A 13,362-nucleotide genomic window follows, 5' to 3' on the forward strand; every position below is an offset into this window, starting at 1 on the left:
TGTTATATTGATTTAAAAATACTAAAATAAAGGTTAAAAGTTTAGCTTTTCTTTAATTTTATAATGTTTTTCGTTACTTTTTGTTTTTATGATTAGCTCACCAATAAAACCAGCTAAGAATAGAAGAGTTCCTATAATCATAGAAGTTAAGGCGATAAAAAACCAAGGATTGTCTGTTACTAAAATGGTTTTAATGCCATTAAATACTTTGTAAAGTTTAAGAGCACCGATGTAAAATGCAGATATGGTTCCAAATAGAAACATACATGTACCCCAAAGACCAAAAATATGCATCGGTCTTTTTCCGAATTTTGATAAAAAAGAAATGGTTATCAAATCTAAAAAGCCGTTTACGAATCGGTCCATTCCAAACTTTGTAACTCCGTATTTTCTTGCTTGGTGTTGTACTACTTTTTCCCCTATTTTAGTAAAGCCTTCATTTTTTGCTAAGACAGGAATGTATCTGTGCATTTCTCCACTAACTTTTACAGTTTTGATAACCTCGTTTTTGTAAGCTTTTAAACCGCAATTAAAATCGTGTAATTTTAATCCCGATGTTTTTCTTGCAGCTGCATTAAATAGTTTTGAGGGAATGTTTTTTGTAAAAACATTGTCATATCTTTTCTTTTTCCAACCAGAAATTAGGTCAAAATTTTCTTTAATTATTAGGTGGTATAATTCAGGTATTTCATCAGGGTTATCTTGCAAGTCTGCATCCATTGTAATTACAACATCACCTTTCGCAATTTCAAAACCAGCATCTAATGCTTGAGATTTGCCGTAGTTTCTTTGAAAACGGATTCCTTTTACAGCTTCATTTTTAAAAGATAAATTTTCTATAACAGCCCAGGATTTATCTGAGCTACCATCATCAATAAAAATTATTTCATAGACATAGTTATTAGATTGCATCACTTTTGCAATCCAATTGTGTAATTCTTTTAAAGATTCATCTTCATTAAGAAGTGGTATTACTACCGATATATCCATTTTTTTGTAGTTAAATTAAAAAAAGTAAAATTCTTTTTTACTTAATCTTCTTTATTGTTTTTTAATATTAATGCTAGTAACAAACCAGCAATAGAAGCAACTACTAATGTAGAAAAGTATCCTTTTATTTGTGCTACTAAAGAAAAATTATTTTGACTTTTTAAACCTTCAATTGTTTCATCAATTTTATCAATTGGAGCATTCATATTCTCCATTATTTCAGTAGTTTTAGAAATTGTAATTTCTTTAACAGTAGCTTGTAAATCAGGGTCAATAACAATAAAAATTAAAATTGTTACTATTGTTGATAGTAGAAAAGCTAAAGCATTTGATATAAAGAATACAGTAAAACCTTCTTTAAAAGTGATAAAACCATTTTGTGTTTTCTTTAAGTCTCCAATAACCCAAAGCCCATTTACAAAAAAGCCTAATACAAGTATGCCAAGATACCAATAACTGGCAAAAAAATTATTATCTATTACATAAGCGTATAATAATAATAGTACTAAAAACAACCCAAAGTACAAACCAAAATGAACACCTTTAGTTTTTATAATTTTATCCTCCATTTTTAATATTTTATTAATGAGACAAATATATTCATTTACTTTTTGATAGTTTTTACTTTTTAAGAAAGATTGTAAACTATCACAACAATTAATTAATAATCAAAGTATTAAAAAAGTTGCAAAAAATAACTCTTTTTTTAATTGTTAAAATAAAAATGTATTGTAAATTTGCCACGGCAAGTCCTACACAACTAGCTCCCTTTGAATCCTCCAGGGTGGGAACACAGCAAAGGTATTAGGTTGTAGCAGTGTGATGTAGGTAGCTTGCCTTTTTTTATGCCTTAAAGTTTCGTTCTGAAAAAAGGTGTCTTTCATTTTAACTTTTTTAACTTTACAACTTTTATACTTTAAAATTAATTTCATGTCTAAAGTTGTTTTAGTTACAGGTGCTTCTTCAGGAATAGGAAAAGCAATTGCTATTTTTTTATCTGAAAATGGATATAAAGTTTATGGAACAAGTAGGAATCCTAAAAAACCAAATAATTTTTCTTTTGAATTGATTGCCTTAGATGTTTTAAAGGTTGATAGCATAAATACTGCAATTGATTTGGTAATACAAAAAGAAGGTAGACTAGATGTTTTGGTAAACAATGCAGGTATGGGAATTACAGGGCCTATTGAAGATACACCAACTGATGAAATGAGAAGTGTTTTTAACACCAATCTTTTTGGTGCTGTTGATGTAATGAAAGCTGTTTTACCACAAATGCGTAAACAAAAAGCTGGTATTATTATAAATGTAACTTCTATTGCAGGTTATATGGGTTTGCCTTTCAGGGGATTATATTCTGCCACAAAAGGAGCTTTAGAAATTGTTACAGAAGCAGTTAGTATGGAGGTAAAACCTTTTGGAATTAAAGTTGTAAATGTTGCTCCTGGAGATTTTGCGACCAATATTGCAGCAGGAAGATATCATACACCCGTTTTTGAAAACTCTGCTTATAAAGAAAATTATCAAGCAAATTTAGATTTAATGGATGCTCATGTAACTGGAGGAATGAATCCTGTAGAAATGGCGAAAGTTATTTTTAAAATTATCAATACAAAGAATCCTAAAATTCATTATAAAGTTGGTGGTTTTATGGAGAAACTTTCGATTGTTTTAAAAAGAATTTTGCCAGATAGAATTTACGAGAAAATTTTAATGAATCATTATAAATTGTAATTTTTACATGATGGTTTACAGGTTTAAAAAACTTTATAAATCTTAAAAAAAATATTTTTACTAAGCTTACCAATTTTGTTAATAACTAACTATCTTTGCGTTAGGGATTGAAGCAATTGTTTGAGCTCTCATGCTTTTTTGCATGAAGCGAGTGCGTAAAGCCCGACCTTTTTAGGGAACGCCCAATTTATAGATATAATTTTGCTAAAAATAATGCAAAATCACTCGAACTAAAAACAGATTTTAATAAAATACAAATAAATATACAAGAATGAAATTTTTTATAGACACAGCAAATTTAGAGCAAATTAAAGAAGCACAAGCTTTAGGAATTTTAGATGGTGTTACTACAAACCCATCTTTAATGGCTAAAGAAGGCATTACTGGTGAAACTAATATTATTAATCATTACAAAGAAATTTGTGAGTTAGTAGATGGTGATGTTTCTGCAGAAGTAATTTCTACAGATTTTGATGGAATGGTTAGAGAAGGTGAGGCTTTGGCAGCTTTAAACCCTCAAATTGTGGTAAAATTACCAATGATAAAAGATGGTGTAAAAGCGTGTAAATATTTTTCTTCTAAAGGTATTAAAACCAACGTAACTTTAGTGTTTTCTGTTGGTCAGGCTTTATTGGCTGCAAAAGCAGGTGCAACGTATGTTTCTCCGTTTTTAGGTCGTTTAGATGATATTTCTACAGATGGAATGAACTTGATTTCTGAGATACGATTGGTTTTTGATAACTATAAATTTAAAACTCAAATTTTAGCAGCATCTGTAAGAAACACAATGCATATTGTAAATTGTGCAAAATTAGGTTCTGATGTAATGACTGGACCTTTAAGTGCAATTGAAGGTTTGTTAAAACACCCTTTAACAGATAGTGGTTTGGCTACGTTTTTAGCAGATTACCAAAAAGGAAACTAGAATTTTAAATATAATTATTAGAAGCTATTTCCTGCTTTTCATTATATCTTTTTGCTGAAAAAGCAAAAAGGATGAAGCCTGTCTTGAGCGAAGTCGAAAGGTTTCAATCAGGGCTAAAACTTGTTTGCGAGCTAATAGCTAATAAATAAAATTAAAGAGTCGTTAACTTTCATAGTAATAAATGAAAGTTTGCGACTTTTTTAACTTTAATAACTTTTTGACTTTGTAACTTTGTGCCTTTGTAACTTTGCAACTATATTAAATGTACCCAAAGAAACCTTTAGCACAATTAGTAATTTCAGCATGTACTCAATTTAAAATTGATACAGTTGTGATTTCTCCAGGTTCTAGAAATGCACCCTTAACAATTGGTTTTTCTAATCATCCAGAAATAGAAACTTTAAGTGTTGTTGATGAGCGTTGTGCTGCTTTTTTTGCTTTAGGCATTGCACAACAAACCCAAAAACCTGTGGCAATTTTATGTACTTCTGGTTCTGCGTTGTTAAATTATTATCCTGCAATTGCAGAGGCTTTTTATAGCAATATTCCTTTAGTTGTAATTTCTGCAGACAGACCTAAACATTTAATAGATATTGGAGATGGACAAACAATACGCCAAGAAAACGTATTTGCAAATCATATGCTGTTTTCTGCCAATTTAATAGAGAACGAAAAATATAAAACGAGAAATTCTCAGTTAATAGGAGAGGCTTTGCAAATGGCTGTTTCACAACAAGGACCAGTACATATTAATGTGCCTTTTGATGAACCTTTATATGAAACTATACCTGAGCTAACAAAATTCAATTTCCCTCATATTTCTTTAAGTTCTTTAGATAATTCTCATATAAACTATAAAGATTTATCCAAAAAATGGAACGCTGCAAAAAAGAAAATGATTTTGGTAGGTGTCAATTATCCTGATGATCAGCTACATAAATTAATGGATTTGTATGCAGAAGATGAATCTGTTTTATTGTTTACAGAAACCACTTCAAATTTAAGACACAAAAAAGCCATAGACTCTATAGATCAACTTATTTTTTCTTTGGATGATGAAGCTTTTAAAGAATTGCAGCCAGATATTTTAATCACATTTGGAGGCATGATTGTTTCTAAAAGAATCAAACGATTTTTAAGAGAGTATCAACCCAAACATCATTGGGATATTGATGCCAGAAAAGCAACAAATACCTATTTTTGTTTATCAGAATTTATACAAACAACACCTGTAGATTTTTTCTTTAATTTTAATCAATTTGTTTCAAAGATAAAAAGCGATTATCAACCAAAATGGTTGCAAATTAGAGCGTACAGAAGAGCAAAACATACTGAATATTTTAAAAATTTAAAACATTCTGATTTTAAAGTTTTTGAGCAGGTTTTAAATAAAATTCCAGAAAATTCTGAGCTACAAATTAGCAATAGTTCTATCATTAGATATGCTCAATTATTTTCTATTAAAGACTCTATAAATATTTATTCCAATAGAGGCACAAGTGGAATTGATGGAAGCACAAGTACAGCTATTGGTGCAGCTTTTGCAAATAAAAAACAGACAGTTTTTATTACGGGAGATTTAAGTTTTTTCTACGATTCTAATGCGTTGTGGAATGCAAATATTCCTGCAAGTTTTAGAATTATTATCATCAATAATTCTGGTGGAGGAATTTTTAAAATTATACCTGGACCAAAATCTACAAACGCAGCAAAATATTTTGAAACGCCACATTGTTTAACAGCAGAACATTTGTGTAAAATGCATGGGTTTGAGTATCAAAAAGCATTTGCATCAGAAGAAGTAACACAAGAATTAAAAGGTTTTTTTGAAACAAGTACTGAAATGAATTCAGCATCTTCGAAAAAACCAAAAATATTAGAAATCTTTACGCCAAGTGAAGAAAATGATTTAGTTTTAAAAGATTATTTTAAATACATACAATAATGAGTTTACAAGAAGATTTTAATGAAGAAGATGAAAATTTGCAAGAAGAAAATAGTTTTCAAGAATTTGAATACGACTTTAAAGAAGGCGATAAAGTAAACTTAGTAATAGAAACTGAAACGGGTTTAGGCTATACTGTTTTAATTAATGAAGAATTTGATGGATTGCTTTTTAGAAGTGAAGTTTTTCAGGATTTAGAAGAAAATATGGAAGTTGTTGGCTACATCAAAAAAATTAGAGAAGATGGTAAAATAGATGTTTCTCTTCGTCCACAAGGTTTTAGAAACGTAATTGATGCTGATGTAGAAAAAGTATTAGAAAAGCTTAAAAAGAGTAGAGAAGGTTTTTTATTGTTAACAGATAAAAGTAGTCCAGATTCGATTCGTTTTCATATGAAAATGAGCAAAAAAGCCTTTAAAAAAGCAGTGGGTAATTTGTACAAACAAAAATTGATTGTAATTAAAGAGGATCGAATTGAGTTGGTGTAAAAATTGCAAGGAATACTCTTAGCTTTTACTTTGCCACTAATTCACAAATTTTTAACCTTCAATTATCTTGAATATCAATTTTAATCTTTAATTACTTAAATGAAAACCTTGGGTTTTTAAATTTGTGAAATTGTTTTAGTTTAAATCATAAAATAATTCGTGAATTCGTGGCAAGGTTTTAGAGTTTATCATTTTTTAAAAAGTATGAGTTTACCCTTGTAATAGTTGTCATATAATTATTAAATTTGTATTTAATAATTAATGTGTACTTATATTAAATAATAAAACGTATAATAATGTCTGATAAAGTTTTAGAATTTATAAATAACGGTATTTTCGAAATTGAAGGAGCAAGTGATTTTTTCTTTAAATTTAAAAAAGAATATCCTACTTATGATGATATTAAAAGAGAATACAATGAAGCTACAGGTATTAAAGACCAAATAAAAAACCTGTGTATCTAATTATTATTAGCTGTTAATAAAGGTAAAATAATATATTGTGCTAAAGATTTCCTGATAAAGAGACACAATCTTCTTTGACAACCATTCCTTTGAAATGTAAAGAGTGGAAAGCAAGTGCTAAAAATAGCTTAATCAAAAATAGCGTTCATTTTCCCCCACAATTCATTATCAAAATTAGATAAAGCAAAATTAGCATCTTCTGCAGATTCTCCCATTCTAACAATAACCAGTTTTTTACTTGGTACAATATAAATTTTCTGATCATTTTTACCCAAAGCACAAAACATATCTGCAGGAGCATTAGGAATTAACGCTCCATTAAATTGAATTTGAGTATTAGGCAAATGATAATTTTCTTTTCCGTTTAACCACCATAAATAACCATAAGCATTATTAATATTTTGAGAAGTATTTGTTGCTTCGGTTATAAATTTTTCTGAAATAATTTGTGTGTTTTCCCACTTTCCTTTTGCAGAAATTAACAAGCCAAAACGAACCATACTTCTAGTATTACTCCAATAAACATTTAAATCATTTAAACGTATCCAAGCACCAGACATGCCTATTTTATTTTTTAAATTTAAGTTAAAGTAGTTGTTCCAAGTTCTTTTAGCAGCAGAAGCAACAACTTCTTGCATTTTTACATATACATTATGATAGGCCCAACGTTTACCAGCATCAGCAATGTATTTTAAGTTAGAAGCAGAAACATCATCCCCTAAAGAATCATCCAATCCAGAACTCATAGAAAGTAAATGTTTACACGTAATTAAATTTTCTTTTTCAAGCGGAGCAGAAGTCCAACCTGTATTTAAGTAATCAGATACTTTATTGTTTAGACTGATAAGACCTTTGTCTTCTGCAATTCCTGCAACTGTAACAGTTAATGTTTTACCTGCACTTGCCCAATACCAATTAGAACTAGCAGTATGGGTATTAAAATATTCTTCAACCACAATTTTTCCATTGTGTAGAATCATAAAACTTTTGGTGTTTTTTTCTTCCAAGAAATCGAGTAGAGGTGGTAATTGATTTTCATTCCAATTTAAATCTGAAATTGCTTTTGTTTCCCAAGAATTAGAATTAATCGGTGGGAAATAGATGTTTTCTTCAACAATAGGTTCTTTAATGATTATCTCTTCATCTTTAGAAGAACAACAAAACAATAGGAAAGTAAACAATAAAACATAAATAGATAATTTCATAAAGTTTTCTTTTTAAGACACTAATAATAACAAAAAGTTTAATTTAAAACAAAAATAGGTAATCAATAATCATTATGTATCTTTGCAATCGCTTAAATCGATATAAAAATGCGTACAAAAACCATCAAAAAAAATAAAATAAACGTAGTTACTTTAGGTTGCTCTAAAAACGTTTATGATAGTGAAGTTTTAATGGGACAGTTAAAAGCCAATGGTAAAGAGGTTGTACATGAAGACCCAGAAGATGATGGAAATATTGTTGTAATTAATACATGTGGTTTTATTGGTAAAGCCAAAGAAGAATCTATCGATACTATTTTGCATTATGCAAAAAGAAAAGAAGCAGGAAAAATTGATAAAGTTTTTGTTTCTGGTTGTTTAAGTGAACGTTACAAACCAGATTTAGAAGCAGAAATTACAAACGTAGATCAATATTTTGGTACGCATGATTTACCAAATTTATTACAAGCTTTAGAAGCAGATTATAAGCACGAATTAATTGGAGAACGTTTAACAACAACACCAAAACATTACGCTTATTTAAAAATTGCAGAAGGTTGTGACAGACCTTGTTCTTTTTGTGCAATCCCTTTAATGCGTGGAAAACACGTTTCTACACCTATAGAAGATATTGTGATAGAAGCCACAAAATTAGCAGCAAAAGGAATTAAAGAAATAATGCTAATTGCACAAGATTTAACTTACTATGGGTTAGATATTTACAAAAAACGTGCTTTGGCAGATTTATTAGAAGCATTGGCAAAAGTAGATGGAATTGAGTGGATTAGAATGCATTATGCGTTTCCTACAGGTTTTCCAATGGATGTTTTGGAGGTAATGAAACGCGAGCCAAAAGTGTGTAATTATTTAGACATTCCGTTACAACACATTAATACTGAGTTGTTAAAATCGATGAAAAGAGGAACAACACACGAAAAAACAACTGCTTTAATTCATAAATTTAGAGAAGCTGTGCCAGAAATGGCAATTAGAACTACTTTAATTGTTGGGTATCCTGGAGAAACAGAAGCCATGTTTCAAGAACTAAAAGATTGGGTAGAAGAAATGCGTTTTGAACGTTTGGGTGCTTTTGAATATTCACACGAAGAAAATACAGGAGCTTATGTTTTAGAAGATGATGTGCCTGCAGAGGTTAAGTTTCAAAGAGTCAATGAAATTATGGAAGTGCAGTCTCAAATTTCTTGGGAATTGAATCAAGCTAAAATAGGGAAGACTTTTAAATGTTTGTTCGATAGAAAAGACGGAGAGTTTTTCTACGGACGTACAGAATCTGATTCGCCAGATGTAGACAATGATGTTTTAGTAGATGCTAAAGAACATTATATTAAAATAGGGGAGTTTATTGATGTGAAAATACACGAAGCAGGAGATTACGATTTGTATGGAACACCTGTTAAAAAGCAAGAAAAACCAATTCCGTTACATCAAAAAAGGAAATAATGATTACAAAGTTCCTGCAAGGTATTAAATTCAAAATTTTACTTTTGCTAACTGCTAACTGCTAACTGCTAACTGCTAACTGCTAACTGCTAACTGCTAACTGCTAATTATTTGGGCGTTCCCTAAAGGTCGGGCTTTCACTACTCGCTTCACGCTAAAAAGCGTGAGAGCTCAAACAGGTCGTTCAATCCCTAACGCAAAGCAGCTTTTAGAATTTCCTAAAAGCTGCTTTTTATTAAATGTTATAAGACCTCACAGGTTTTAAAAACCTGTGAGGTCTAGAAAATATACTTTCTTATTTTTTATTCTCAATCCAGTTTTTAGCATTTACAAAAGCTTCTAACCAAGGAGTAACTTCATCTTTTCTTCCTGCTGGGTAATTTGCCCAATTCCACTGAAAAGTAGAACGCTCAATATGTGGCATAGTAACTAAATGCCTACCAGATTTATCTGTCATCATAGCAGTATTAAAATCAGAACCATTTGGGTTATTTGGGTAGCCTTCATAACCATATTTGGCAACAATATTATAGTTTTCTTCTGCTTCTGGTAAGTGGAACTTTCCTTCTCCATGAGAAATCCAAACGCCTAATTCTGTGCCTGCTAAAGAGCTTAACATTACAGAGTTATTCTCCTGAATTTTTACAGAAGTAAAAGAACTTTCGTGCTTTTTAGAATCATTATGATGCATTTTTCCATGCACTTTATGTTCTGGGTTTATGAGTTCTAATTCCATCCAAAGTTGGCAACCATTACAAATACCAACAGACAATGTATCTTCTCTTTTAAAGAAATTCTTTAAAGCAGTATTTGCTTTTTCATTGTACTTAAATGCACCTGCCCAACCTTTAGCAGAACCTAAAACATCTGAGTTAGAAAACCCTCCAACAGCACCAATAAACTGAATATCCTCTAACGTTTCACGACCAGAAATTAAATCGGTCATGTGTACATCTTTCACATCAAAACCAGCTAAATACATAGCATTTGCCATTTCACGTTCTGAGTTAGAACCTTTTTCACGTATAATTGCTGCTTTTGGCTTTTCTTTTCCAATTTTAGGAAGTTTACCAGTAAAATTTTCTGGGAATTTATAGGTTAAAGGCTGCTTTTTATAATTATCATAACGGTCTTGAGCTAAATTATTAGCAGTTTGTTTACTATCTAATAAAAAAGAAGTTTTATACCAAACATCTCTCATTTCAGTTACATCAAAAGAGAAACTTTCTTCGTTGTTTTTAATGTTTACAGTTCCTGAATTATTTGCAGTACCAATAGTAAAAAATTCAATTTTATTTTCTGATAAAATACTTTCTACAGCAGCATCAGCTTGAAAAACAATTCCTGAATTTTCTGAGAACAATACTTTTATAGCATCTTCTTCATTTAAAGAAGAAATATCAAAATCTGCACCTAAGTTTACATCAGCAAAACACATTTCTAATAAAGTGGTAATCAATCCACCAGAAGCAACATCATGTCCTGCAACAATTTTATCATCTTTAATTAAATTCTGAATAGTATCAAATGTATTTTTTACAAAAGCTACATTTGTAACATCAGGGGCTTCATTTCCAATGGTATTTAAAACTTGATGAAAAGAACTTCCTCCTAATTTAAAATCATCTTGAGAAATATTAATGTAATAGATATTTCCTCCATCAACCTGTAAAAGAGGCTCAACAACTTTAGTAATTGCGTTACAGTTACCAGCAGCAGAAATAATTACAGTTCCTGGAGCAATAACATCTCCATCAGGATATTTTTGTTTCATTGATAAAGAATCTTTCCCTGTAGGAACATTGATTCCTAAACCAATAGAAAATTCAGAAACTGCTTTTACAGCTTTGTATAAACGAGCATCTTCTCCTTCATTTTTACAAGGCCACATCCAGTTTGCTGATAAAGAAACGGATTTTAAATTGTCTTTTAAAGGTGCCCAAATTAAGTTGGTAAGAGATTCTGTAATTGCATTTCTACTTCCTGCTTCTGGGTTAATTAATGCAGCAATAGGAGCGTGCCCAATTGAAGTTGCAACACCTTCTTTTCCGTTAAAATCTAATGCCATCACTCCAACATTGTTCAACGGAATTTGTAAAGGTCCAACACACTGTTGTTTGGCAACTTTACCTCCAACACATCTGTCTACTTTATTTGTTAACCAATCTTTACAAGCAACAGCTTCTAACTGTAAAACTTGCGTTAAATAGTTTTTTAAATTTTTAACTTTATATCTAGAATTTTTATAATTTCTGATGACAGTTTTGTCGGTCATAATTGTTTTTGGCGACGAACCAAACATATCTTCTAAAGCTAAATCCATTGGTTTATCTCCAGTTTTTTCAGACTCAAAAGTAAAACGATGATCATTAGTAACTTCCCCAACATCATAGATAGGAGAGCGTTCTCTGTCTGCAATTTTGTGTAAAGTTTCTAAATGTTTATCAGCAATAACCAATCCCATTCTTTCTTGAGATTCGTTACCAATAATTTCTTTTGCTGATAAAGTCGGGTCACCAACAGGTAATTTATCTAAATTGATTTTACCTCCTGTATCTTCTACCAATTCAGATAAACAATTCAAATGTCCTCCAGCTCCATGATCGTGAATAGAAACAATAAAGTTTTCTTCACTTTCTACCATTCCACGAACTGCATTTGCAGCACGTTTTTGCATTTCTGGATTAGAACGTTGTACTGCGTTTAATTCAATTCCTGAATCTAATGCACCAGTATCTGCAGATGAAACAGCAGCTCCACCCATTCCAATTCTATAATTTTCTCCACCCAAAATTACAATTTTATCGCCTTTTTTTGGGGTGTCTTTTAATGCTTGGTCTGCTTTTCCATAACCAATTCCTCCAGCTTGCATAATTACTTTATCGAAACCAAGTTTCCTTGCAGGAGAATCACTTACAGAAGAGTTTTCTTTATGCTCAAAAGTTAATACAGAACCTGTAATTAAGGGTTGCCCAAATTTGTTACCAAAGTCTGATGCACCATTAGATGCTTTTATTAAAATATCCATTGGCGTTTGGTATAACCAATCTCTTGCTTCAAATTTATGTTCCCAGTATCTCTGGTCTTTAGCTGAATTAGAATCGGCTTCTAATCTTGAATAAGAAGTCATATACACTGCTGTTCCTGCTAAAGGCAAAGAACCTTTTCCTCCAGCAAGTCTATCTCTAATTTCTCCTCCAGAACCTGTTGCAGCACCGTTAAAAGGCTCAACTGTTGTAGGGAAATTATGCGTTTCTGCTTTTAAAGAAATTACAGATTCATAGTTTTCTGTGGTGTAATAGTCTGGTTTGTCTGCTGTTTTAGGAGCAAATTGTTCCACTTTTGGACCTTTTACAAACGCAACATTATCTTTATATGCAGAAACAATATCATTAGGGAATTGTTTAGAGGTTTCTTTAATCATGTTAAAAAGAGAGGTAGGTTGCTCTTTTCCATCAATTACAAAGGTTCCTCCAAATATTTTATGACGACAGTGTTCTGAGTTTACTTGGCTAAAACCAAAAACTTCAGAATCTGTTAACTTTCTTCCAATTTTATCAGCAACACCTTCTAAATAATCAACTTCTTCATCACTTAAAGACAAACCTTCTTGATTATTGAATGCAGCAATATCTTCAATATCTAAAATTGCTTCGGGTTTTATATTTATTGTAAATGATTCTTGATGCAAACTGTTATATTTCTCAGAGATCATTGGGTCAAAATCAGTAAAATCTTCTGTTGAAGCAACAAATTCTTCAATTCTGATGATGTCCTTGATTCCCATATTCTGAGTAATTTCTACGGCATTTGTACTCCAAGGAGTAATCATTGCTGCTCTTGGGCCAATAAAAAAAGCATCGATTGATGATTCTTCTATTTTAGGTTGATCTGCAAATAACCAAGTCAGTTTAGAAATTGTTGTTGCGTTTAATTCTTTTGTAGTTTGAACAGCAAATACTTTACTGTTTTTGTTTCCAAAGAAATGAATCATTTTTGTGTTGTGTTTACTTGTTATTGTAAAAATGCAAATTTACTTTTTTTCAATTTAATAGTTTCTATTAATTGAATTGAAATTTTAGAGTTATTCACTTATTTATAAACTAAAAAGACGAATAAATAAATATTCGCCTTTTTTTGTCAATTTTTA

General features: G+C 30.7%; 10 protein-coding genes and 1 other RNA gene. 7 read left to right on the forward strand and 4 right to left on the reverse strand.

What is annotated here, in order from left to right; translation table 11 throughout:
- Nucleotides 1-33: 33 nt before the first annotated feature.
- Together Q0731_RS09480 and Q0731_RS09485 are read right to left on the reverse strand one after the other, a co-directional pair.
- Nucleotides 34-990 carry a glycosyltransferase family 2 protein gene (locus Q0731_RS09480; RefSeq protein ID WP_299063178.1) on the reverse strand — a complete coding sequence of 319 codons (957 nt, stop codon included), beginning with the start codon at nt 988-990 and terminating at the stop codon, nt 34-36.
- A gap of 41 nt (nt 991-1,031) precedes the next feature.
- Nucleotides 1,032-1,559, reverse strand: coding sequence for a DUF4199 domain-containing protein (locus tag Q0731_RS09485; RefSeq protein WP_299063181.1), 528 nt, complete (start codon nt 1,557-1,559; stop codon nt 1,032-1,034).
- Between the two features lie 174 nt (nt 1,560-1,733).
- On the opposite strand from Q0731_RS09485, the gene ffs reads away from it, so the two are divergent.
- The 6 genes from ffs (at nt 1,734) to Q0731_RS09515 (ending at nt 6,546) form a co-directional block, all read left to right on the forward strand.
- Nucleotides 1,734-1,832: signal recognition particle sRNA small type (ffs, locus tag Q0731_RS09490), an RNA gene on the forward strand.
- Nucleotides 1,833-1,920: 88 nt separating this feature from the next.
- A complete protein-coding gene (locus Q0731_RS09495; RefSeq protein WP_299063183.1) occupies nt 1,921-2,724 on the forward strand; it encodes an SDR family oxidoreductase in 804 nt (267 codons plus the stop codon).
- A 271-nt stretch (nt 2,725-2,995) separates the two neighbouring features.
- The gene (fsa, locus tag Q0731_RS09500; RefSeq protein ID WP_299063186.1) at nt 2,996-3,649 is read left to right on the forward strand and encodes a fructose-6-phosphate aldolase; all 654 of its coding nucleotides are present in this window, start codon (nt 2,996-2,998) and stop codon (nt 3,647-3,649) included.
- A gap of 262 nt (nt 3,650-3,911) precedes the next feature.
- The gene (gene menD, locus Q0731_RS09505; RefSeq protein ID WP_299063188.1) at nt 3,912-5,594 is read left to right on the forward strand and encodes a 2-succinyl-5-enolpyruvyl-6-hydroxy-3-cyclohexene-1-carboxylic-acid synthase; all 1,683 of its coding nucleotides are present in this window, start codon (nt 3,912-3,914) and stop codon (nt 5,592-5,594) included.
- Nucleotides 5,594-6,082 (forward strand): DNA-binding protein, encoded by a 489-nt coding sequence (locus Q0731_RS09510; RefSeq protein ID WP_299063191.1) that lies wholly within the window; start codon nt 5,594-5,596, stop codon nt 6,080-6,082. Before menD ends, Q0731_RS09510 begins: the two co-directional genes overlap by 1 nt.
- A 296-nt stretch (nt 6,083-6,378) precedes the next feature.
- Nucleotides 6,379-6,546 carry a hypothetical protein gene (locus Q0731_RS09515; protein WP_299063194.1) on the forward strand — a complete coding sequence of 56 codons (168 nt, stop codon included), beginning with the start codon at nt 6,379-6,381 and terminating at the stop codon, nt 6,544-6,546.
- 128 nt (nt 6,547-6,674) lie between these two features.
- On the opposite strand, the gene Q0731_RS09520 is transcribed toward Q0731_RS09515, so the two are convergent.
- Nucleotides 6,675-7,751, reverse strand: coding sequence for a serine hydrolase (locus tag Q0731_RS09520; RefSeq protein WP_299063197.1), 1,077 nt, complete (start codon nt 7,749-7,751; stop codon nt 6,675-6,677).
- Between the two features lie 108 nt (nt 7,752-7,859).
- Between Q0731_RS09520 and rimO the strand changes: the two genes are divergently transcribed.
- Nucleotides 7,860-9,212 (forward strand): 30S ribosomal protein S12 methylthiotransferase RimO, encoded by a 1,353-nt coding sequence (gene rimO, locus Q0731_RS09525; protein WP_299063200.1) that lies wholly within the window; start codon nt 7,860-7,862, stop codon nt 9,210-9,212.
- Nucleotides 9,213-9,507: 295 nt separating this feature from the next.
- Here rimO and purL read toward each other — a convergent pair whose 3' ends face one another.
- The gene (gene purL / locus Q0731_RS09530) at nt 9,508-13,206 is read right to left on the reverse strand and encodes a phosphoribosylformylglycinamidine synthase (RefSeq protein ID WP_299063203.1); all 3,699 of its coding nucleotides are present in this window, start codon (nt 13,204-13,206) and stop codon (nt 9,508-9,510) included.
- Nucleotides 13,207-13,362: the final 156 nt, after the last annotated feature.

Source organism: uncultured Polaribacter sp., from assembly GCF_947497695.1.
In the GTDB taxonomy this organism is placed as follows: domain Bacteria; phylum Bacteroidota; class Bacteroidia; order Flavobacteriales; family Flavobacteriaceae; genus Polaribacter.

What these genes read in the sequence shown, in the direction of transcription:
- menD (WP_299063188.1), top strand. Translation starts at nt 3,912, where the DNA reads ATGTACCCAAAGAAACCTTTAGCACAATTAGTAATTTCAGCATGTACT.
- Q0731_RS09485 (WP_299063181.1), bottom strand. Translation starts at nt 1,559, where the DNA reads ATGGAGGATAAAATTATAAAAACTAAAGGTGTTCATTTTGGTTTGTAC.
- Q0731_RS09480 (WP_299063178.1), bottom strand. Translation starts at nt 990, where the DNA reads ATGGATATATCGGTAGTAATACCACTTCTTAATGAAGATGAATCTTTA.
- Q0731_RS09495 (WP_299063183.1), top strand. Translation starts at nt 1,921, where the DNA reads ATGTCTAAAGTTGTTTTAGTTACAGGTGCTTCTTCAGGAATAGGAAAA.
- rimO (WP_299063200.1), top strand. Translation starts at nt 7,860, where the DNA reads ATGCGTACAAAAACCATCAAAAAAAATAAAATAAACGTAGTTACTTTA.
- Q0731_RS09510 (WP_299063191.1), top strand. Translation starts at nt 5,594, where the DNA reads ATGAGTTTACAAGAAGATTTTAATGAAGAAGATGAAAATTTGCAAGAA.
- Q0731_RS09520 (WP_299063197.1), bottom strand. Translation starts at nt 7,751, where the DNA reads ATGAAATTATCTATTTATGTTTTATTGTTTACTTTCCTATTGTTTTGT.
- Q0731_RS09515 (WP_299063194.1), top strand. Translation starts at nt 6,379, where the DNA reads ATGTCTGATAAAGTTTTAGAATTTATAAATAACGGTATTTTCGAAATT.
- fsa (WP_299063186.1), top strand. Translation starts at nt 2,996, where the DNA reads ATGAAATTTTTTATAGACACAGCAAATTTAGAGCAAATTAAAGAAGCA.
- purL (WP_299063203.1), bottom strand. Translation starts at nt 13,206, where the DNA reads ATGATTCATTTCTTTGGAAACAAAAACAGTAAAGTATTTGCTGTTCAA.